General features: G+C 59.9%; 18 protein-coding genes and 2 pseudogenes. 10 read left to right on the top strand and 10 right to left on the bottom strand.

Annotation, left to right across the window (positions count from 1 at the left end):
• The first annotated feature begins 141 nt into the window (after positions 1-141).
• Positions 142-2,238 (top strand): malate synthase G, encoded by a 2,097-nt coding sequence (locus tag AC0V6U_RS08280; RefSeq protein WP_472642706.1) that lies wholly within the window; start codon positions 142-144, stop codon positions 2,236-2,238.
• A gap of 21 nt (positions 2,239-2,259) precedes the next feature.
• Here the strand turns inward: AC0V6U_RS08280 and AC0V6U_RS08275 are convergent, their stop codons facing one another.
• The 5 genes and pseudogenes from AC0V6U_RS08275 to AC0V6U_RS08255 all read right to left on the bottom strand — a co-directional run bounded on the left by AC0V6U_RS08275 (position 2,260) and on the right by AC0V6U_RS08255 (position 8,391).
• A complete protein-coding gene (locus AC0V6U_RS08275; protein ID WP_472642705.1) occupies positions 2,260-2,652 on the bottom strand; it encodes a PilZ domain-containing protein in 393 nt (130 codons plus the stop codon).
• A gap of 108 nt (positions 2,653-2,760) precedes the next feature.
• Entirely contained in the window at positions 2,761-3,594 is an 834-nt protein-coding gene (gene rsmA / locus AC0V6U_RS08270) for a 16S rRNA (adenine(1518)-N(6)/adenine(1519)-N(6))-dimethyltransferase RsmA (protein WP_472642704.1), read from the bottom strand.
• A complete protein-coding gene (gene pdxA, locus AC0V6U_RS08265) occupies positions 3,587-4,600 on the bottom strand; it encodes a 4-hydroxythreonine-4-phosphate dehydrogenase PdxA (protein WP_472642703.1) in 1,014 nt (337 codons plus the stop codon). The genes rsmA and pdxA overlap by 8 nt, the downstream gene beginning before the upstream one ends.
• Before the next feature lie 11 nt (positions 4,601-4,611).
• Entirely contained in the window at positions 4,612-5,952 is a 1,341-nt protein-coding gene (locus AC0V6U_RS08260; protein WP_472642702.1) for a peptidylprolyl isomerase, read from the bottom strand.
• A 214-nt stretch (positions 5,953-6,166) separates the two neighbouring features.
• A pseudogene (locus AC0V6U_RS08255) lies at positions 6,167-8,391 on the bottom strand (LPS-assembly protein LptD).
• A gap of 209 nt (positions 8,392-8,600) precedes the next feature.
• Here AC0V6U_RS08255 and AC0V6U_RS08250 point away from each other — a divergent pair.
• From AC0V6U_RS08250 to ndk, 5 genes are all read left to right on the top strand, one after another.
• Positions 8,601-10,061: a leucyl aminopeptidase gene (locus AC0V6U_RS08250; protein ID WP_472642701.1), complete on the top strand. Its 1,461-nt coding sequence runs from the start codon at positions 8,601-8,603 to the stop codon at positions 10,059-10,061.
• 20 nt (positions 10,062-10,081) lie between these two features.
• The gene (locus AC0V6U_RS08245) at positions 10,082-10,219 is read left to right on the top strand and encodes a DUF2256 domain-containing protein (protein ID WP_472642700.1); all 138 of its coding nucleotides are present in this window, start codon (positions 10,082-10,084) and stop codon (positions 10,217-10,219) included.
• A gap of 101 nt (positions 10,220-10,320) precedes the next feature.
• On the top strand, positions 10,321-10,755 hold the full coding sequence (locus tag AC0V6U_RS08240) for a DNA polymerase III subunit chi (RefSeq protein ID WP_472642699.1): 435 nt from the start codon (positions 10,321-10,323) through the stop codon (positions 10,753-10,755).
• 57 nt (positions 10,756-10,812) lie between these two features.
• Positions 10,813-11,313: a hypothetical protein gene (locus AC0V6U_RS08235; protein WP_472642698.1), complete on the top strand. Its 501-nt coding sequence runs from the start codon at positions 10,813-10,815 to the stop codon at positions 11,311-11,313.
• Between the two features lie 162 nt (positions 11,314-11,475).
• Positions 11,476-11,898 (top strand): nucleoside-diphosphate kinase, encoded by a 423-nt coding sequence (gene ndk, locus AC0V6U_RS08230; protein WP_472642697.1) that lies wholly within the window; start codon positions 11,476-11,478, stop codon positions 11,896-11,898.
• A gap of 63 nt (positions 11,899-11,961) precedes the next feature.
• Here the strand turns inward: ndk and AC0V6U_RS08225 are convergent, their stop codons facing one another.
• The 3 genes from AC0V6U_RS08225 to purM are packed head-to-tail and all read right to left on the bottom strand — an operon-like array spanning position 11,962 to position 15,239.
• Positions 11,962-13,170 (bottom strand): sulfotransferase family protein, encoded by a 1,209-nt coding sequence (locus AC0V6U_RS08225; protein ID WP_472642696.1) that lies wholly within the window; start codon positions 13,168-13,170, stop codon positions 11,962-11,964.
• A gap of 13 nt (positions 13,171-13,183) precedes the next feature.
• Positions 13,184-14,149, bottom strand: a complete 966-nt coding sequence (purN, locus tag AC0V6U_RS08220; RefSeq protein WP_472645672.1) for a phosphoribosylglycinamide formyltransferase — start codon at positions 14,147-14,149, stop codon at positions 13,184-13,186.
• Positions 14,142-15,239: a phosphoribosylformylglycinamidine cyclo-ligase gene (purM, locus tag AC0V6U_RS08215; protein ID WP_472645671.1), complete on the bottom strand. Its 1,098-nt coding sequence runs from the start codon at positions 15,237-15,239 to the stop codon at positions 14,142-14,144. Before purM ends, purN begins: the two co-directional genes overlap by 8 nt.
• A gap of 69 nt (positions 15,240-15,308) precedes the next feature.
• Here purM and AC0V6U_RS08210 point away from each other — a divergent pair, with 69 nt between their 5' ends.
• The 4 genes and pseudogenes from AC0V6U_RS08210 (at position 15,309) to AC0V6U_RS08195 (ending at position 18,369) form a co-directional block, all read left to right on the top strand.
• The gene (locus AC0V6U_RS08210) at positions 15,309-16,517 is read left to right on the top strand and encodes a heavy-metal-associated domain-containing protein (protein WP_472645670.1); all 1,209 of its coding nucleotides are present in this window, start codon (positions 15,309-15,311) and stop codon (positions 16,515-16,517) included.
• A gap of 115 nt (positions 16,518-16,632) precedes the next feature.
• On the top strand, positions 16,633-17,241 hold the full coding sequence (locus AC0V6U_RS08205; protein WP_472645669.1) for a P-loop NTPase family protein: 609 nt from the start codon (positions 16,633-16,635) through the stop codon (positions 17,239-17,241).
• Between the two features lie 42 nt (positions 17,242-17,283).
• Positions 17,284-18,013: pseudogene (gene epsC / locus AC0V6U_RS08200) on the top strand (serine O-acetyltransferase EpsC).
• Complete coding sequence (locus AC0V6U_RS08195) at positions 18,010-18,369, top strand: DUF2794 domain-containing protein (RefSeq protein WP_472645668.1); 360 nt, start codon at positions 18,010-18,012, stop codon at positions 18,367-18,369. Before epsC ends, AC0V6U_RS08195 begins: the two are co-directional and overlap by 4 nt.
• Before the next feature lie 109 nt (positions 18,370-18,478).
• On the opposite strand, the gene AC0V6U_RS08190 is transcribed toward AC0V6U_RS08195, so the two are convergent.
• Together AC0V6U_RS08190 and AC0V6U_RS08185 are read right to left on the bottom strand one after the other, a co-directional pair.
• Positions 18,479-19,408 carry an SDR family NAD(P)-dependent oxidoreductase gene (locus AC0V6U_RS08190; RefSeq protein WP_472645667.1) on the bottom strand — a complete coding sequence of 310 codons (930 nt, stop codon included), beginning with the start codon at positions 19,406-19,408 and terminating at the stop codon, positions 18,479-18,481.
• Positions 19,392-20,231 carry an HAD-IA family hydrolase gene (locus tag AC0V6U_RS08185; RefSeq protein WP_472645665.1) on the bottom strand — a complete coding sequence of 280 codons (840 nt, stop codon included), beginning with the start codon at positions 20,229-20,231 and terminating at the stop codon, positions 19,392-19,394. Before AC0V6U_RS08185 ends, AC0V6U_RS08190 begins: the two co-directional genes overlap by 17 nt.
• Positions 20,232-20,249 lie beyond the last annotated feature (18 nt).

Raw genomic sequence — 20,249 nt, 5'->3', positions numbered from 1 at the left:
CAAGCGGTGGTTTTGAAGTGTGGCTTTCACCCGTTGCAATCCGCATTGGCTTTGGCCATAGGCTGGGGCGTCCTCCTCCCCAGGAACCTATATTGATCTGTTCGCGGCCCCTGCGCTGCGCGTTGGAGTGTTAGAGGACTTATGAGCAATTTGATTACCCGTGCCGGGCTGTCTGTGGATGAGCGGCTGGCGACCTTCCTGGAAAGCGAAGTGCTTGGCCCGCTGGGACGGGATGTGGACGCCTTTTGGCAGGGTTTTGCGGATTTGCTGGCTGAATTTGCGCCGCGCAATGCTGGGTTGCTTGCCAAGCGCGAAGAACTGCAATCTCAGATCGATGCTTGGCACGATGCACGCAAAGGGCAGCCCCATGATGCGGGCGCCTACAAAGCGTTTCTCCAAGAGATTGGCTATCTCGTCCCAGAACCCAGCCCGTTCAAAATCGGTACGCAAAACGTCGATCCTGAAATCGCAACCATGGCGGGGCCTCAGCTGGTCGTGCCGATCCTCAATGCACGTTTTCTGCTGAACGCAGCCAATGCGCGCTGGGGCAGCCTGTATGATGCGTTTTACGGCACGGATGCGCTTGATGCGCCGCCAGCGAAGCCAGGCGGTTATGACCGCGCTCGCGGCGATGCAGTGATTGCTCGCGGCCGCGCATTTCTGGATCAGGCGCTACCGCTGGTTGATCAAAGCTGGGCGGATTTAGCCGATGAGAACGACGGCAAGCTGCAGGATGAAAGCCAATATGTCGGCAAGACTCAAAAGGGTCTGCTGTTCCAAAACAACGGCCTGCATATCGAAGTCGTGTTCGATGCCGCCTCGTCAGTCGGCCAGACGGACAAGGCCGGCATTGCGGACATCAACGTCGAAGCCGCTCTGACCACGATTGCCGATTGCGAAGATTCCGTCGCGGCGGTGGATGCTGAGGACAAACTGCTAGCCTATCGCAATTGGCTGGGCGTGATCCGCGGCGATTTGCAAGAGAGCTTTGAGAAAGGCGGCAAGACACTGACCCGCAAACTGTCGGGAGACAAGGCTTACAGCGACCGCGATGGCAATGCTCAGAGCCTATCCGGGCGCAGCCTGATGTTTGTGCGCAATGTTGGGCACTTGATGACAAATCCCGCGATCCGCCTGCCCGATGGCGGCGAAATTCCGGAAGGCATCATGGATGCCGTCTTCACCAGCGCGATCAGCACGATTGATGTCGAAGGCCAGGCGAAATACGGCAATTCAAAATGCGGCTCGATCTATATTGTGAAGCCCAAGATGCACGGGCCGGAAGAATGCGCTTTCACCAATGATCTGTTCAACGCGGTTGAGGATTTGCTCGGCCTGTCGCGTCACACAATCAAGGTCGGCGTGATGGATGAAGAGCGGCGCACGAGCGCGAATCTCGCCGCCTGCATCCAAGCGGTGAAGGACCGGATCGTGTTCATCAACACCGGCTTCCTCGACCGGACAGGCGACGAAATTCACACCAGTATGCGCGCTGGGCCGACGATGCGCAAAGGCGCGATGAAAGGGTCAGACTGGCTCATGGCCTATGAGGCGCGCAATGTTGCGATTGGCCTTGCTTGCGGTCTCTCTGGCAAGGCTCAGATCGGCAAAGGCATGTGGGCTGCGCCTGATTTGATGGGGCAGATGATGCAGGAGAAGATCGGGCATTTGCGCGCAGGGGCGAACACCGCCTGGGTTCCTTCTCCGACCGCTGCGACGCTGCATGCGCTGCATTATCATCAGGAAAACGTGTTTGAAATCCAGCAAGGGCTGGGCGAGATCCCTAGCGTCGACACCCTGCTTCGCATCCCGCTCGCGGAAGGCACCAATTGGTCCGACGAAGAGCTGCGCGATGAGCTGGATAACAATGCGCAGGGCCTGCTTGGTTACGTCGTGCGTTGGATCGATGCGGGTGTAGGGTGCTCCAAAGTGCCGGACATCAATGATGTTGGCCTGATGGAAGACCGCGCGACCTTGCGCATTTCATCTCAGCATATCGCCAATTGGCTCCTACACGGTGTCGTGACACAGGATCAGGTGATGGACAGCCTGACCCGCATGGCGGCCAAGGTTGATGCGCAGAATGCGGGTGACCCGACCTATGTTCCGCTTACCGGAAATGAAGACGGCGCAGCGTTCTCAGCAGCGAAAGAGCTGATCTTCAAGGGTGTGGAACAGCCCAGCGGATACACGGAGCCGCTGCTGCATCAGTGGCGCTTGGCAAAGAAGGCGGGCTGAGGTCAGCCAGCGAAGGCGCGGTCAGCTATGGTGCGTCACCAGTCGGCCCCGCTTTCGGCCCATCTGGATGTTGCAGGCCTGAGCCACAGGTCCGGTGTTTCTGACCTGCTCGCCAGCGATCTGGACCAGGGCATGCTCGCCAATGCTGCGTTCAAACTCGATCCCGCAGGCATTGTCGTTTGACCAGATGACCGTGCAATAAATCTCCTCAGAGCCGAGCAGCAGCATGCCGGATACGCCGGTGGCTGGCGGATTGTCGGTTTCCAGCTTCGCTCCATTGTCGGAGATATTGGCCATACGGCACGCGCGCTCTCCGCTGGTGGTGCGAAATGTCGCTGGAATTTCCACGGCAAAGCGGCCCGAGCGGCGCTGATCAGTATGCGCCGCCTGCTGGCGTTTTTCGAGAAAGCTCATGGCGTTTCTTACCTGTCTGTCCGGATGGTTCGTCCGGTAACGGTCTCTTGCTCAGCGTGATAGGGTGCAAAATCCCTCTAACGCGTTGGCAAGCTTGGTTACGCCAAATTAACCAGCGTCACCGCCCAGTTTCCTCGCAATGGCGACAAACTCATCAACGCTCAGCGTCTCGGCGCGGCGCGTTGGGTCAATGTCGACGTGCGCCAACGCGTCCAGTGCGCCCGGTACGCCTTTGAGGCTCTGACGTAGCATCTTGCGACGCTGTCCAAAGGCAGCCTCCGTGATGCGTTCGAGTGTTCGCGGCGCAACGCCTTCTGGCGCGGCGATGGGCGTGACGTGGACAATCGCGCTCATCACTTTGGGCGGCGGGGTAAAGGCGCTGCGGTGCACCTTGAGCGCGAGTTTTGCCTCGGACCGCCACTGCGCGAGCACGGCCAAGCGGCCAAAGGCCGACCCGCCAGAGGGCGCGACAATGCGCTGGGCAACCTCTTGCTGAAACATCAGTGTGAGCGAGCGCCAAAGCGGGGGCCACCGCGCGCCGCTTAGCCAGTTCACGAACAAGGCGGTCCCGACATTATAGGGCAGATTGGAGGCAATATGATACGGCTCCCCGCCCATGATCTCATTGTGATCAAGCTTCATCGCATCGCCTTGGATGACGCTGAGCTTGCCCGGAAATGCATCGCTGAGCTCGGCGAGGGCTGGCAGGCAGCGATCATCCATCTCGATTGCCGTCACGTTCGCGCCTGCGCGCAGCAGAGCCCGTGTCAGCCCGCCAGGTCCGGGGCCAATTTCCAGCACGTTTTGTCCGCTCAGATCACCGGGGATCGCCGCGATCCGGTCCAGCAATTGCTCGTCGAACAGGAAGTTCTGGCCGAGTTTCTTTGACGCGCTAAGCCCGTGAGCCGCGATCACCTCTCTAAGCGGTGGGAGATCAGGCATTGGGGTTGCGCGCCGCCGCGCACTGCGCCGCCATTTGCATGGCCGCGATCATTGCGCCCGGGTCGGCGACACCTTTGCCCGCAATATCAAATGCTGTGCCGTGATCGGGCGAAGTGCGAATGATCGGCAGGCCGAGGGTGACGTTCACACCCTCATCGAATTCCAGCGCCTTCAGCGGGATCAGAGCCTGATCGTGATACATGCACAGCGCCGCATCATAGCCTGCCCGGGCGCGCGGCGTGAACAAGGCGTCGCCCGGATGCGGGCCGCTTACATCGACACCGCTTTCGCGCAAGGCATCGATAGCGGGCGTGATGATCCGGGCTTCCTCATCGCCAAACTTGCCGTCTTCACCGGCGTGAGGATTTAGCCCAGCGACAGCCAAATGCGGGCTGGCAATGCCAAAATCGCGCGCCAATGCTGCGGCGACGATTTGCCCTTTATGCTGGATCAACTCAGACGACAGCGCGGTGGAGACTTCGCTCAGCGGAATGTGCACCGTCAGCGGCACAGTGCGCAGCGACGGTCCGGCCAGCATCATCACCGCGTCATAGGGTGAAAGCCCGCAAACAGCGGCGAGAAATTCGGTCTGGCCGGGAAAATCGAAGCCGACCTTAGCCAATTGCGATTTTGCCACGGGGGCCGTGACTAAGGCAGAGGCTTTGCCGAGCAGGGCCATCCGTGTCGCTTCGGCAAGCGAGTGCATCGCGAGCGCTGCGCCTTGCTCATCCGGCTGGGCGGGCCGATAGTCGCAATCCTCGCCGACCAGAATGGGCAGGCCATCTGAGAATGCCTCAATCGCTTCGGACGTGTCTCCGATGGCAATAACCGGACAGTCCGCACCCACCGCTTCAGCAGCGGCACGAACCACGTCAAAGCCGCCGACAACGAAGAACGGTGCGATGCCGCGTTCCGCACGGCGCGCCCAACAATGCGCGATCAGTTCTGGCCCGATCCCCGCCGGATCGCCCAAGGAAACGGCGAGGGGAAGCGCAGCAGAACCCACCTAAGCTATGCTCAGTTGTATTCGATGTACGCGTCGTTGCGCAGATCTCGCAGGTAACGCTGAGCACGCTTGTTAATGCGCTCTTCCTCAATCTGGTTCATCACCGATTGAACGGTCGGGCTGCCCGCAACCTGCGGATCATCGCGGCCGCACAGCATCAGGACGCGCACGCCCTCTGTGATAGAGCCGAATGGCGGCGTGGACTGGCCAACTTGCAGGTTGAGAATGATGTTCTGCAATTGCTGAGGCAGCTGGCGAGCAGGGATCTGCTCGTTGGAAACCACCGAAGCGCCCAGAACATCGCGTGCCGAGTCAGCATCCGCGCAGCCGCGCAGACCCTGAACAAATGTACCGAATTGCTCGACACGGCCTGCGGCCTGTTCTTCAGTCGTGCCTGGCTCGAACGTGATCGAGATTTGCTTGAGGCTGAGCAGCGCTTCCAATGGATCGGCGGTCAGAACCTGACGCTTTTCGATCAGGTACATGATCGTGAAGCCGCCTGGAATTTCGAGCGGGCCAACCAGCTGGCCGGGCTGCATTTGCTGCGCGGCTTCGGCCATTGGGCCGGGCAAAGTGCCAAGGCGCAGGAAGCCGGTGTCGCCGCCCACAACTGCTGTGGTCGCTTCGGAATATTGGCGCGCATAGGCGACGAAACTGCCGCCTTGCTGCAATTGCTCGACAATCCGCTGCGCATTCTGGCGCACCGCTTCGCGGTTTTCAGAGGTGGCCGACATGTAAATTTCGCCGAGGCGATATTCATCCGTGCCGCGATCCGCCTCCAGGCGTTTCAGCACTTCGCGTGCTTCCTCTTCAGAAACGTTGATGAACGCGTTGACGTTGCGGCTGAGCACTCGCTGCCAAGCCAATTCGCCGGTGATCTGACGCTTCAGCGATGCCGGCGAGGAGCCAATGCTGCGCAGGTAAGTGTCCATCGCGCTTGGGTCTTGGCCAAAGTTCTGTGCGGCCAATTGCGCATAGGTCTGGTTCACCTCAGCTTGATCGACTGGCAGTTCGAGCTTGGTTGCTTCCTGAATCTGCAGCGTTTCATCGATCAAATTGCGCAGCACCTGGCGACGCAGGCGCGCGAGTTCTTCTTCTGAGACCTGGTTTTCAGCGGCTGCCGTGACCAGAGCCACGCGCTGATCAATATCCGTGCCGGTGATGACAAAGTCGTTCACGATCGCGGTCGCGGTGCGCATATTTGGGTTGGAGCTGCCAAAAATGGTCACGCTGTCAGGTATGCCGAATGGATTGGCTGGAGCAGCAGCTTGCGCGAGCAGGGTAGCTGGCGCCGCTGCAAGACCTGCCAAAGCCGCCGGAGCGATGAGTTTTGACCAAAATTTGCGTGTCACGTGTAAATCCCGATTTTAATCTAAATATGTTTTGGTTTCCGCAGCTTACACCCTGGTAAGGCTCGCCGCGCAACCATCTGCCTCGCTTGGTGCCAGCTCATGGCTTAACCATGGCTGAGCGCGGTTTTGCGCCAAGCACCGCGTCCTCCCGTATTTGGGCCGAATAGCCGCTTTTTCGCGCTGTGCCAACGGCTTCGGCGCACTCCTCAACGGCTTATCTAAACCCAAGGTTTCTGAGGCTGAAGAACAGCTGGAATGTGTTGCCACGCGCCGCGTCGCCAGCGGTGATGAAATCGCGCCGCCAGGTTAGGCCAAACTCCAGCTGCTCATCCTGATAGGCGACGCCGAGGCGGGTGCGGATCGGTTCAAACCCATCGGGCGAGAAGGTTGGGTCTTCGTCTTCATTGGTGAGGTTGAACACCCCAGAGCCAAACACCGACCATCTGCGATCAATCGCCACGCGCACTGCCGCGCGGGCTTCCTCGCGGTCTTGCAAATCCTCGAGGTCCTGAATGTCGCGGTCGAGCCTGAGATAGCCGAGCTCGACATAGGTGCGCTGGCTGCCGATAGTCGTGTCGACCTCGTTGCGCCGGATCGCAAGATTGTCTTTGTCGAGCCGGTAGCGGTGGGTGAACTTCACAAAGTCGCGGAACCGGACCTCGGTGCGCCCGACAAAGTCGGAGACGCGCTCGGACAAGCCAGTGCCATCTGGGAAGATGTCACGCGCGGCATCGAAGCGGTAGGACTGACCGATCGTGGATTTAATCCGCCAGCCGGGCCGTTGCAGCTCCCAATCGACGCCCCAGGTCACGCGAACGCCGTCTTCGACCCGGTCGTAGCCCGGAAAACGGTTGAGCGCGAAGAGGTTGGAATCCTCCAAGTCGATCGCGCGGGAATCCTCGTTGGGAACCGCCAGATTGCGGATCGGCGGGCTCGCGACAACTTGGACGCGCGGTTTCAGCACTTGCGTGCCGCCAAAGGCTTCGCCGACGAAGGGCCATTCCACATCAACCGCTGCAATCGCGATAGCCCGAGCGGTCCAGCCAGGGTTGCCGCGATAAATCTCCGTCGCGGTGAGTAGGGTCTGGTCGGTGTGATAGACATCGCCGCGAGCAAGCGCGCTCAGCGTAACGACTTGGCCAAGGTTGGTCAGCCGCCGCAAATCCCACCGTGCCCCAGCAAAGGCGCGCTGCGTGTCTTGTCCGTCCTTGCGCAGCAGGCTGAGCGAGTTGAACTGCAATTCCAGCTCGCCGCCGGCAATCGGGTCCGCAATCCGGCGGCGGTAATCAATCGCCGGCAGAGCGACGGGCACCTGCCCTTGATCCGCGCCAATGCGCAAAGTCTGCGTCGCCCAGCCGGCGATGGAGAGGTAGGAATCGTTGTCGATCCGCTCCAGATTGATTGTTGAGCGCAGCCGGTCATCACGGCTGAGGTCATAGCGGCGCAGGAAAGTGCGGTCGCTAGCAAGCCGGATCGAACCCGTCAGGCTCCACTCTGGTGAGAATTGGAACTTCCCATTCGCATCCAAGTAGCCGCGCGGATCACTGGAGCTCGCCAGCGTTCCGTCATTGCCCACAATCCGGCGAGAATGCGTCGCATAGCCAGTGATCTGATACGCGCCTTTGCCGGTCAGGTGACGCCATTCCGCCGACACCATGGGCGCAACGTCGGTGTAGACAAACCCGCCAAGGGTCAGGTCTTTGTTCTCATCGATCCGCCAGTAATATTCAGTCGACAGCTCCAGGCCGTTGCTCTGCGAGATCTCGTACGTCTGGCACGAGAAAGCCGGAAACTGGCTGGCCATCGGTGCGGATCGCAAGGCCGGGCAAGGGAAGGATGCGCGCACCAAACAATTCAAGCACGGCGCCGCGAAATCTGACCCTCGTATCCTCAGGGTCGTATGTCACCCGGTCAGCGGTGATCCGCCAGCTGGGGTTGTTGGCGCAGTCTTCCTGATCGGCAAGCGCGCAGGCTGTGTACGCCGCATCGCTCAGCACGATCGTGCCGTCATCCCCGCGCTCACCAGATCGCGCGGCCAGACGTCCAGCCGGCCCTCAGGGCAAGCAGTAGGTCTTCCATTGCGCCTGCTTCAAAAGTGTCGGTTAGCTCGACGCTTTCGGTGAACAGCTGGTTGCCGCTTTCATCAACCAAGCGCACGTTGCCGCTGGCGAGGATTGTACCGGCACTGCGGTTCCAGCGCACTTTGTCAGCGCGAACGGATCGATCATCGCTGCGCAGGACAACATTTCCGCGCGCGGTAACGACATCGGCGGTGTTGTCATAGGCCAGCTCGTCAGCCTCAAAGTCGATGCGATCGCCGATCTCCGAAGCCTGGGCATCCGTTGGATCGGCTTCCGAGACCGGCTGAATCGGTTGTGGTGGCGGAGCGGTTTGGGCAAGCACTGGCGCAGACAATGACAACGGACCCGCCAGCAGCATAGCAATCGCTGCTGGACGCATCCGGCATAACACCTGTGTTGAAGCCGCGGCGCGCACGCCGTACCTGAAACCTCCCGACATGGCTTGCCTATCGCACCGCTCACGCCTAATCGCAATCGCCATTCCGCCACCTGTCGACCATAGCTTTCGCTTGGCGGCCAAACTGGCTTAAATTCCGGCTTTGGCCGGAGGCACAACCCGGAGTTGTTATGCAAATCGAATTCAGCGCCCAATCCCCATCCGATGTTCGCTTGATTGCTCGCATTGTTAATCAAGGCGATTCTCTAAGCGATCTTGATGCGGCGCTGGCCGACGGCGCACATGCGGCTCGTTTCGCTGGGCGGGCTGGCCAGGTTTTTGAAGGCTTTGCGATGGACAATGGCGCGCTGCGCCGCGTTGCACTGTCCGGAGCGGGAGAGGCATCAGCCGAGGCGCGCCGCATGCATGTTGAGCGCGCAGGCGCTGCGCTGGTCGCGAAGTACCTGACCTCAGGCGAGACCGAGATGGTGCTCGATCTGGGCCATGCGGATTTGTCCGGCGAAGAGGCAGCAGCCGTTCTTCTGGCAACCCGTCTGCGCGCATGGCGGCACGACAAATACCGCACGACGCTGGCGGAGGAAAAGAAAGCGACCCTGAAAAAGGTCATTGTCATCAATGCGCCGGACGGCACCGAGGCGGCTTGGGTCGCGGCAGAGGCGCTAGCCAAGGGCACCGAATTCACGCGCAAGCTCGTCGCAGAGCCCGCCAATGTCCTCTATCCAGAGAGCTTTGTTGCTTTGTGTGAGGAAGCCTTCGTGGGCACTGGCGCTGAACTGACTGTGCTGGACGAGGCCGAGATGACGAAGCTCGGCATGGGCGCACTGCTTGGTGTGGGCCAAGGTTCAGAGCGCGAATCGCGCATCCTCGCCATTCGCTGGAATGGCGGCAAGGAAGGCGAAAGGCCGACCGTGTTTGTCGGCAAAGGCGTGACCTTCGACACGGGCGGTATCTCACTGAAGCCGCCAGGCGGCATGGAAGATATGAAATGGGACATGGGCGGCGCTAGCGCCGTTGCTGGCGGCATGCTGTCCCTGGTCAGCCGTAAGGCGAAAGCCAATGTGATCGGCGTGCTCGGCCTCGTTGAAAACATGCCCGATGGAAAGGCTCAGCGTCCCGGCGATGTTGTGACCACCATGAACGGTCAGACGGTTGAGGTGATCAACACCGACGCGGAAGGCCGTCTGGTTCTGTGCGACGCGCTGCATTGGGCGCAAGAAGAGTATGATCCTGCGCAAATCGTCGATTTTGCGACGCTGACCGGAGCGATGATCATTTCGCTTGGCCATGAGCATGGCGGTGTATTTTCCAACGATGATGCATTGGCTGACAAGCTGCTGGCAGCGGGCAAGAGCAGCGGTGACAAGCTGTGGCGCATGCCGATTGGCCCGGCTTACGACAAGCTGATCGATAGCCCGATTGCTGACATCAAAAACGTGGGCCCGCGTCCCGCGGGTTCGATCACGGCGGCGCAATTCCTTCACCGCTTCATCAAAAAGGGCACGCCGTGGGCGCACTGCGACATCGCCGGCATGGTCTGGGCGGACAAGCCGGGCCACAGCTGGGATAAAGGCGCAACCGGCTATGGCGCGCGCCTGATCGATCAGTTCGTGGCGGATAACCTCGAGGGATAGGAGCGCAGCTCATCCCAAAAATGCGCAAGAAATCTGATCTGCCGAGCAAGATCTGCGCGAGTTGCGGCCTCCCATTCACTTGGCGCAAGAAGTGGGAGCGAGACTGGGACAATGTTCTCTATTGTTCGGAACGTTGTAAACGTTCCAAAGTGAAGTAACTCAGCCACCCACGCCCTCCACCCTACCACCCGGATCGTATCCGAAAATTTTCCAGGTGGTAGGGTGGAGGGCGTGGTTGGTTTAGCTTAGGGCAAGACTCATGAAAGTCGATTTTTGGCAGCTATCGCGTGACCCGGTTGAAAAGGTCGTGGCGCTGATCGCCGGGCGGGTGCTCGGCTCTGATGAGCGGATGCTCGTGGTGGCTGAGGATGCTCACCGCCGCCAAGAAATCTCGCGCGGACTTTGGAAGGCCGGGCCGGAGAGTTTCCTCGCCAATGGTGAAGCATCGGGCGAGGGTGCGGATAAGCAACCAATCTTACTGTCCGACAAATGCGAATCCCCGAACAGCGCCAGCCACGTCGTGTTTGCAGACGGTGAATGGCGCGATCCAGCAGGCTTTGAACGCGCGTTTCTACTGTTTGATGAAAGCAGCCTCGAAGCCGCGCGGGCCACATGGCGCTCGCTCGATGGGGCAGAGGGGCTGGAGCGTTCATTCTTCCGCCAGGACGATGGCAAATGGGTGAAAGTCGCCTGAGCGCTTGCTTTGAGCGCAGGCTCAGCAGATGGTGCGCGCTGGTTTAAGGAGATCACTATGCGCCGTTCCGCCTTCATCATCGCAATCACTGTGCTGCTGTCCGCTTGCGGGTCTGACGCATCGGGTGATCAGGCAGAGGCAACTGGCGAATATGCGATTGATGCGGAGACCGGCGAGGCGCGCATGACAATCGAAACGGAGAATGGCTCTTCGACTGTCCGCTCCGGCGAAAATGTGCCGGTCGAGCTGCCCGATGGCTTTTCGGTCTATCCCGGCGCAGCGGTGATCAACAACACCAATTTCAAAGATGCGGAAACCTATGGCTCCATGTTGGTGATGGAGACGCAGGACAGCCCTGAAGAAGTGGCAGCGTTCTATCGCAAGCAGGCCGAGGACGTCGGCATTCCGATCGAGTTCGAGATGGACAGCGAGGGCGCGCAAATTCTCGGCGGCAAAGACGGTACAGGCCGCACGATTACACTGAATGCAACGCCCGAAGCTGATGCCACCATGGCTCAGCTGCTCGTTGGTTTTGATCCGGCGATGGCGGGCGACTGAGCCCACTTCGCGCAAAAGCTTAGCTCAACTCGCAAGAGCAGGCTTGCAGCTTCGTTGCGGCGCGGCTAGGGCGCGCGCCAGAAATCATACTGTGAAGTCTTACTTCGCACCCTCTTTTCAGCGGACCAAAACTGGCCGCTTCTTACATCAAGGATATTCATCATGGCGGTTACCCGCACTTTTTCGATCATCAAGCCTGACGCAACCCGCCGCAACCTGACCGGTGCGGTCACCGCAATGCTCGAAGGCGCTGGCCTTCGCGTTGTCGCATCCAAGCGCATCCACATGAGCCGCGAGCAGGCAGAAGGCTTCTACGCTGTTCACTCAGAGCGTCCGTTCTTTGACGAACTCGTTGAGTTCATGATGAGCGAGCCAGTGGTCGTACAAGTGCTGGAAGGCGAAGACGCTGTGAAGCGCAACCGCGACATCATGGGCGCAACCAACCCAGCAGAAGCCGACGCGGGCACGATCCGTAAGGAGCACGCGCTCTCAATCGGTGAAAACACCGTCCACGGTTCGGACAGCGACGAGAACGCGAAGATCGAAATCGACTTCTTCTTCAGCGCAGACGAAATCGTCGGCTAATTCTCTGCTAGCAATGGCTGAACAAAGAGGGCTGCTCCGCGAGGGGCGGCCTTTTTTGTGCGCTCAATCCTTGGGTGCCTGTGCGAAAGCAGCCATTTGATCGGCATGGGCCGTGTGATGCCCGCTTTCATTGCTCGCCATTTCGCGCTGCATCGCGAGCAGCGCCTCTCCGGATAGCTCAATGCCGAGCGCTTGATAGGTCCGAGCGATTTCCCGCTCCCAATCATCGCCAAGCGCGGCAAATTGCAAATGCGCGACCGGGCCATCCCAGTTCTCTAGAGCTTCCTTCATACGGGCATCGCGCAGGTCGAGCTTTCGCTGCCATTCCTGCTCGATCCAATCGAGGTCACAATTGTCGCACTGTATGGCCATTTGATTGGCGACAATAGACACGGCGCTGCGCAGCACATCCTCGCTGTCACGCTGCGCCACGACCAGTCTGGCATCCGGAAACTCTGCCAGCAATGACGGCAAATCCTCAGAGAACTGCGGCACTTTCATAACCCGCGGGCGGTCGGCGAGATTGCGATGCGCTGCGTCAGTGCGGAGGATGCGGGCAAACTCGCGGTAAACCGGGCCTGCATCACGCGCCTCGCTCCACGCGCTATAGCTCGGGATATGCCACTGCGTTTGATAGGTGGAATGGTTGAGCGCGCAAGCGAGCCAGCCGAGTTCTTCCTCAACCCGGCCAGAGCTCATCGGATGCAGCGCATCAATCCAGGGGTTGAGCCGCCGCGCAATCGTAAGATTGAGACCGCCCCACAGGCGGCGCGCATGCAGCTTGCTCGGCACCGGGTGCCAACTGTCGCAAAAGCGGGTGGAGGAATGCGCTGGATCAGCGGCGAGCAAGCGGTGCACACGGGTGGTGCCGGATCGCATGTGACCAATAATGATGATCGGCGGCGCGAGCGCGGTTTCAGTGAGTGCAGGCTTAGCCGACCACAATGCGCCGAATTGCAGGCGCTGTTTGATCACGCGCACCAATTGGCCGTGCGCCATTGCTCGGCCGAGCGGGTTGAGATCCGCCTCTGCAACCACGCTTGCAGTCAGCTTTTCCAACCTCAAGCGAAAGTCAGCGACATCTTCCTCACTGCGGCCTGCGCGCTCATAAGCGTCTGCATTGTCGCCGAAGCTCTTGGCCGCGATGGCCCAAAGCTTGTTCGCCTCGATCGCTGGCTCAGGCAGCCACCCTTTCGACCATGCGCGGCCCAAAAAGGCGCTGGAGCGGTCGACCAATCGGGTGCGATCAAGTGGGGACGTGCGCGGCTGCATGACTGCGGCTGAGCTAAAACATGTCCGCTGCATCTTGCAGCTTGGTAAGTCGCGCAGGAGCAACCGAGCGCCAGCTGCGCGTGAGCCATTCAGACACGCTTTCCCAATCGACTTCCGACCGGTTCAAGATCACGCCGACCCAGCCGCTCGCGCCGTAAAACGCTGGCTTGTAATAAGCCTCCGGCTGAGCTTCGACGAGGTCCATCAGCTCGTCCATTCCGCTGGTTTTGACGAGCAATGCGATGTGTTCACTGCCGTGATGACGATCGCTGAAATAGGCGAAATATTTGCCGGATTTTTCGCTGCCCACCCGAAAACCAGGGGAGCCATGGCTCTCGCGCTCATGCGTCTCGGGCAGGGCCAAGGCCAGCGCGCGGACCCGCCCAAACAGATAGGCCGGATCATTGCCGCGCGACACATAATCGCTCACCGCGCGTGGATAGAGCTGGTGCTCGGCGAGCTTCACCTTTTCGGCCAATGTGTCCGATGTTTCATCCGGCGCGATCCGAACTTTGACTTGCGCGAGCACTTCGCCAGCATCGAGCTCTGGCACAACCAGATGCACACTTGCTCCGCCATGGCTGTCGCCCGCTTCGATTGCGCGGGCATGGGTATCCAGCCCCTTGTATTTGGGAAGCAAGGAGGGGTGGATATTGATCAACCGTCCCAGCCAGCGAGTCACAAATTCGTCCGATAGGATCCGCATGTAACCAGCCAGAACGATGTAGTCTGCGTCAGCTTTGTGCACCGCGTCTTCCATCGCTGCGTCATGGCTCTCGCGGCTGTGGCCCTTATGCGAATGGACGAATGTGGAGATGCCCTCCAATTCGGCGAGCTTCAGCCCTCCGGCATCCCCTTTGTTGCTGGCAACCAGCACGATCTCAAAGGTCGAGCCGGGGAGCCTGCTGGCATAGAGCAATGCGGCCATATTGGTGCCGGTGCCCGAAATGAAGACTGCAATTTTGGCCTTTTCAGCCACTATGCGTCGCGTCCCAATCTGCGGTGGCTGACCATACGCCAGCGGCGCCTATGACGGTACAGCCGCGCGGACCGTCGGCAATTTCGCCTATGTTCAGCACCGTTTCGCCTGCGGCCTCGAGGCGCTTGGTCACGTCTTCCACATCATCCGGATCGACCGACAGGACCATGCCCACGCCGCAATTGAATGTGCGCGCCATTTCGGCTGGCTCGATGTGTCCTTGGGCCTGCAAGAAAGCCATCAAGCGGGGCTGAGGCCAGTTTGCGGCATCTACCATCGCATGCGCGCCTTCGGGCAGGATGCGCGGAATATTCTCCAGCAAACCGCCGCCGGTGATATGCGCAAGACCATTGATCAGCCCTTCGCGCACCAGCGGCAGCAGGCTCGCGACATAAATGCGGGTCGGCTCAATCAATGCGTCAATCAGCAACCGTTCTTGATCAAATATGGCGGGCCGATCGAGTTTCCATTCGAAGTCTTCGGCCAGCTTGCGGACCAGAGAATAGCCATTGGAGTGCACGCCTGAGCTTGCAAGGCCGAGCAGCACATCGCCCGGTGCGACTTTCTCGCCCGTCAATTGCTCGCCGCGCTCAACCGCACCCACGCAGAATCCAGCAAGGTCATAATCGCCCGGTGCATACATGCCCGGCATCTCAGCGGTTTCCCCGCCAATCAGCGCGCAGCCCGCTTGCTTACAGCCGTCGGCGATCCCGGCGACAACACGCTCTGCAATGCCGTTCTCCAGCTTTCCGGTGGCGAAATAATCGAGGAAGAACAGAGGCTCCGCGCCCTGAACGATCAAATCGTTGACGCACATGGCGACAAGATCGATGCCGACCGTGTCATGGCGATCATGCTCAATCGCCAGCTTCAGCTTAGTGCCAACACCGTCATTGGCCGCGACCAATAAAGGGTCTTCATAGCCAGCCGCCTTCGGGTCGAAAAACCCGCCGAAGCCGCCCAGCTCACTTGTGGCGCCGGGCCGTGCGGTCGACTTGGCCAAGGGGCCGATTGCTTTGACCAAAGCATTACCGCCAGCGATCGAAACGCCGGCTTGCTCGTAAGTATATGGGGAGTTCTTGCCACTCATGGTGATCGTTTAGCCATTCGCGCTTGGAATTCCACTCGTCTTTCGGCAAAAGGCGCAAGCTTTTCCCCGATGAGAATGCTTTCTGCCTCGAACGGCCCTATGCCGACCGCTCAGCCAACGCGCTGGAACCGTGCCTTTTCAAGGGCTTTGGCGGTGATTGGCGTGTTTGCGCTGTTGAGTGTCGGATTGGCAATCGCTCTGGCTCAGGTGTCTGGGAATCGCGGCATCGCGCCGACGGCCTCGTCGAGTGACATTGATGTGCGCGGCATCGAAGTCGATGTGAAGGGCGACACTGGTGAGGAAGCGCGCCAAGAAGCTTGGAAGCGGGCGCAGCGGCTGGCTTGGGAGAAGGTCAACGGGCCATCGGTCTCCGACAGCCAGCTTAACGCCATGGTTTCTGCCATTGTGATCGAGCGCGAACGGATCGGGCCGAAACGCTACATTGCGACCCTTGGCGTGATCTTTGATCGCCAGCGGGCGGGGCGATACCTTGGCGGGCAAGCACAAAAGCGTAGCTCGGCCCCAATGCTCGTGATGCCGGTCTCAGTCTCTGGCGGTGCCTACACTGTGTTTGAAGTGCGCAACCCGTGGCAAAGGGCTTGGGCGGAATACAACCCGGGCACCAGCCGGATCGATTATGTCCGGCCCAGCGGCGCGGGCGGCGATTCGCTGCTGCTCAATTACGGCCAGGTCAGCCGCCGCAGCCGCGCGTGGTGGCGTGCCGTTCTCGATCAATACACCGCCGCTGATGTTCTGGTGCCAGTCGCGAAGCTGGAGCATCAATATCCTGGCGGGCCAATCGAGGGCACGTTTATTGCACGCTACGGCCCGGACAGCACGTATCTCGACGGATTTTCGCTTATGGCGGAAAACTCAAGAGAGCTGCCCGCGATGCTGAGCCAAGCGGTTGAACGCTTTGATGATATTTTTGAGCAGGCTTTGGTCGACGGTAAACTGCGCCCCGATCCCACCCTGCGCCTTGGCGGCTCGGGTCAAGTAGATCCCGCGCTGCAGCGTCTGATCGAGATTGGCCGCGCGATCCGTGCTCGTGAAGCCGCTGTGGCTGCTCAGGCTGCGAATCCGGGTGCTGAGACCACAACGCCGACTGATACGCCAACGCCTGAGGCAGCGGTCGTGAACAGCTTCGTTGTGCAATTCGCGACGCCTGATGCGGCCAGCTTCGATGCGGCTATCGGGGCCGTTCGCGGAGCCGCGCGGTGTGCGCGGCACAGCCGTGACCAGCACAGCGATCGGCGGTACGTCGGTGATGCGAGTTAGCTTCGGCGGCGATTTGAGCCAGCTTGCCGCTGCCCTACGGGCGCGCGGCTTTACCGTGCGTCAGGGCGCAAACGCACTCGCCATCAGCCGCTAAAAGCGGCAAAGCTGCTACCCAATGTCACAAATCGCACTCCCGCTTGAGACACGCAGTCAGGGTGATCCAGCCCGGATTATCGTTGGCAATGCCAATGCTGGCGTGGTGGAGGCCTTGTCTGACCCCTCCAGCTGGCCGTTCCGTACAGCTGTGCTCACCGGTCCGCCGCGCTCCGGCAAGAGCCTGATCGGGCGCTGGGCGTCAGCGCAGGGCATAACAGTCGTCGATGGGGCAGACAGCGAAGACGAGACCGAGCTGTTTCACCGCTGGAACGCGGCGCAGGAAAGCGGCGCTCCGCTGCTGCTGATCGCCAATGCTCAGCCCTGGAACATCACTTTACCGGACTTGCGCTCGCGGATGGGCGGTTCGTTGCAGCTGGAAATCGGCGAACCGGATGATGAAATGGCGGCGGAACTGATCCATGCGATTGCAGAGCAGCGTAGCCTGTCATTAGCCGATGGAGCGGCGGAGTATTTGGTCCCGCGCGCGGTGCGCAGCTATCAAGCAATTGAGCGACTTGTGGTCGCAATTGATCGGATCAGCCTTGAACGTCAGGTGCTGACCACCATGTCGGTTTGGCGTGACGCGCTGGAGGCAACACATGGTCCAGATCAGCATCGGTTGCTGTGATGGAATTTGCAAAATCAGCGCGTTTGGCCGAAGGAGTAGAGCATGTTTGATCGGCTGAAATCATATTTGGACTCGGTCCATGCGCGCGATCCTGCTCCGCGATCTCGCTGGGAAATCCTATTGTATCCAGGGGTTTCTGCGCTGTTCTTCCACCGAATTGCGAGCTGGTTTTTCGACGCGAAACTGTATTTTATCGCGCGGCTCGTGAACCATTTTTCGCGGTTTTTGACAGCCATCGATATCCATCCCGGCGCAAAGATCGGCAAGAATTTCTTCATCGATCACGGCTTTACAGTGATCGGCGAAACAGCCGAAATCGGGGACAATGTGACGATTTATCAATGCGTCACCTTGGGCGGAACCAATCCCACGAATGGCGAGGGCGGCAAACGCCACCCGACCCTATGCGACAATGTGATTATCGGGTCCGGCGCGCAGATTATCGGGCCGATTACGGTGGGCACACGCGCCCGTGTTGGCGCGAACGCTGTGGTGACTGACGATGTGCCGGACGGCGCAACGATGGTCGGTCTGAAGGCTCGCTCCACGCTTGTGCTTAGCCGAAGAATGGATCAAAGAGTTCACGCCCTATGGTACCCCCAATTGCGAGGATGCCGAGGGTAACCGTGTCGATTGTATCGAGAAGCTCGAGGGCGAAATCGCGGCTTTGCGGGCTGAAATGAACGCGCTGAAATCAGGCGTGCCGATCCAAGATCAAGACGCGCATGAGCCAGAGCCGGTTGCCAAGCGCAGCGGAACCGACCGCGCATGAGCGCAAGCACCGCAGCGGGAGGTTCTGTTGTTGCCTTTCCTGGCCGCGCACAGGGGCAGGTTGGCTTTGAACGCGAAGAATTGCAGCGCATCCTCGATCTCTATGGCCGCATGGTGGCCGCCGGGGAATGGCGCGATTACGCGATGGATTTTGATAAAAACGCAGCGATCTTCTCGGCCTTTCGCCGAGCCGCTGAGCGCCCACAGGCACGGATCGAAAAGCGCCCAAGCCTGCGCAACAAGCAGGGGATGTGGACGCTGTTTGGTGAGCACGGCCAAACACTCAAACGCGGGCACGATCTGGCGAACGTCCTCGCCCCGGTTGAGCGGCGACTTGTGAAAGCGGTCGACGAATAGAGCGAGCTTAAACGCTCGAAACGCGGTGAACACGTCACCAGTAGATACAAAAAGCCCGGCTCCTCCCAATGGAAAAGCCGGGCTTTTGTTTGCGCATAAAGCGCTGGTCTTAGCTGCGAGCGCTGCTTGGGCCAGTGCCAGTTACCTTTTGCATCGCCTTCAGGATTGCGCCTGATTGCTCGTTGCCTGACTGCGGTGCAACCAGGTTCGAGAAATCGCTGATGTCGTCCCAGCGGGCAGCAAAGCCTTCAACGGTGCGCTCTTCATCGGTGAGCCACACAGCGTCGTTCATAACAGTCCACGCAGAGTGGAAGCCGCCAGCGCCAGCGCCGACGATCGCGTTGGTCGGTGCGTCTTCGCTTACCAGGAACAGGGCTGCTGGAACAACGCTTTCAGGCGCGAACAGCTTGAAGGCTTCTTCAGGGAAGAGGTCTTCAGTCATGCGAGTGCCAGCCACTGGTGACAGGGAGTTGCAGCGAATGTTGTACTTTGCGCCTTCGAGTTGCAGCGTTTTGGTAAGGCCAGCGAGGCCCAGCTTGGCCGCGCCGTAGTTTGCTTGGCCAAAGTTGCCGAACAGGCCGGTGGAGCTGGCGGTCATCAGAACGCGGCCATAGGCCTGCTCGCGGAATGTTTCCCAGCATGCCTTGGTGACAAAAGCCGAGCCGGTGAGATGAACCTTGAGAACGAACTCAAAGTCGTCCGGGGTCATTTTGGCAAATGTCTTGTCGCGCAGGACGCCAGCATTGTTGATGAGAACGTGAACGCCGCCCCATTTTTGCTTGGTGTCGGCGACCATCTTTTCCATCTGGTCATATTCAGTGACGCTGCCGCCATTGGCCATGGCTTCGCCGCCAGCCGCTTCGATTTCAGCAACAACTTCGGCAGCCGCGTCTGATGTGCCGGTGCCGTCGCGTGAACCGCCAAGGTCATTGACGACAACCTTCGCGCCGCGCTTTGCCAGCTCAAGCGCGTAAGCCTTGCCCAGGCCTCCGCCTGCGCCGGTTACGATGGCTACCTTGTCTTTAAAATCGATGGTCATGGCTTGTATCTCCTGCGAGTGGTGTGGCGCGGTTTACGCGCGCGTAAAGTTTGTGTGGGCGCTGCGTGGCAGTTTCTTTGCTGCGATGCAACACCGCTGGTCTGGGATATCGCGTGCCGTAAGGGCAGGGCGAAGGCCTTAAAGCGATTCCAAGGCAGAAATCAGGCCGTGGAACGAGATCAATGACGGCATTTCCGCCCAATTCATGGGGCGGTTTGTCGCAATAACCATAGGCCGCGACGATCACTGGCACGCCAGCGGCCTTTGCTGCGGCGACATCGTAAGAGCTGTCTCCCACGAACGCGAAGGTAGACGAATTGCAGGCCTTTTTCGCGGCCAGCACAGGCTCCGGATGCGGCTTTGACAGATATGTGCCGTCTGGGCCTTTGCCCATGCTGTCGCCGCCGATGATGGTTACGAAGCGCTCGGTCAGGCCCAGCGTGCTCAGGATATTGGTCGCAAACTCCTCAAACTTGTTGGTGACGACCGCCATTTTTATGCCGCGTGCGGCGAGCTCGTCCAGGGCTTCGATCACCCCGGGGTAGGGGCGTGAGTACACCGCGTTGTTCTCGGAATAGTAGCGCAGCATCACCTTGTAGAGCCCTCGAAACTCTTCCTTTGGCAATCCGCCCTGGGCGTCGATTGCGCGCCCCAGCATGATCTTTGCGCCGCCGCCGATCAGGTCTTTTGAGCTGTCCACTGGCACTGGGTCGAAACCGCCCAGCTCCAGCGCGTGATTAACCGCTGTGCCCAAATCGCGAAACGTGTCTAGCAAGGTGCCATCTAGGTCGAAGCCCACGGCATCAAAGGGGAAATCTGTCATGAGGAGGCGGTTGGCCCA

This window comes from Erythrobacter sp. W36, assembly GCF_057364935.1.
This window is presented reverse-complemented; position numbering and strand designations above follow the sequence as displayed.

What these genes read in the sequence shown, in the direction of transcription:
- AC0V6U_RS08280 (WP_472642706.1), top strand. Translation starts at nt 142, where the DNA reads ATGAGCAATTTGATTACCCGTGCCGGGCTGTCTGTGGATGAGCGGCTG.
- AC0V6U_RS08275 (WP_472642705.1), bottom strand. Translation starts at nt 2,652, where the DNA reads ATGAGCTTTCTCGAAAAACGCCAGCAGGCGGCGCATACTGATCAGCGC.
- rsmA (WP_472642704.1), bottom strand. Translation starts at nt 3,594, where the DNA reads ATGCCTGATCTCCCACCGCTTAGAGAGGTGATCGCGGCTCACGGGCTT.
- AC0V6U_RS08250 (WP_472642701.1), top strand. Translation starts at nt 8,601, where the DNA reads ATGCAAATCGAATTCAGCGCCCAATCCCCATCCGATGTTCGCTTGATT.
- AC0V6U_RS08245 (WP_472642700.1), top strand. Translation starts at nt 10,082, where the DNA reads ATGCGCAAGAAATCTGATCTGCCGAGCAAGATCTGCGCGAGTTGCGGC.
- AC0V6U_RS08240 (WP_472642699.1), top strand. Translation starts at nt 10,321, where the DNA reads ATGAAAGTCGATTTTTGGCAGCTATCGCGTGACCCGGTTGAAAAGGTC.
- AC0V6U_RS08235 (WP_472642698.1), top strand. Translation starts at nt 10,813, where the DNA reads ATGCGCCGTTCCGCCTTCATCATCGCAATCACTGTGCTGCTGTCCGCT.
- ndk (WP_472642697.1), top strand. Translation starts at nt 11,476, where the DNA reads ATGGCGGTTACCCGCACTTTTTCGATCATCAAGCCTGACGCAACCCGC.
- AC0V6U_RS08225 (WP_472642696.1), bottom strand. Translation starts at nt 13,170, where the DNA reads ATGCAGCCGCGCACGTCCCCACTTGATCGCACCCGATTGGTCGACCGC.
- purM (WP_472645671.1), bottom strand. Translation starts at nt 15,239, where the DNA reads ATGAGTGGCAAGAACTCCCCATATACTTACGAGCAAGCCGGCGTTTCG.
- AC0V6U_RS08210 (WP_472645670.1), top strand. Translation starts at nt 15,309, where the DNA reads ATGAGAATGCTTTCTGCCTCGAACGGCCCTATGCCGACCGCTCAGCCA.
- AC0V6U_RS08205 (WP_472645669.1), top strand. Translation starts at nt 16,633, where the DNA reads ATGTCACAAATCGCACTCCCGCTTGAGACACGCAGTCAGGGTGATCCA.
- AC0V6U_RS08195 (WP_472645668.1), top strand. Translation starts at nt 18,010, where the DNA reads ATGAGCGCAAGCACCGCAGCGGGAGGTTCTGTTGTTGCCTTTCCTGGC.
- AC0V6U_RS08190 (WP_472645667.1), bottom strand. Translation starts at nt 19,408, where the DNA reads ATGACCATCGATTTTAAAGACAAGGTAGCCATCGTAACCGGCGCAGGC.
- AC0V6U_RS08185 (WP_472645665.1), bottom strand. Translation starts at nt 20,231, where the DNA reads ATGACAGATTTCCCCTTTGATGCCGTGGGCTTCGACCTAGATGGCACC.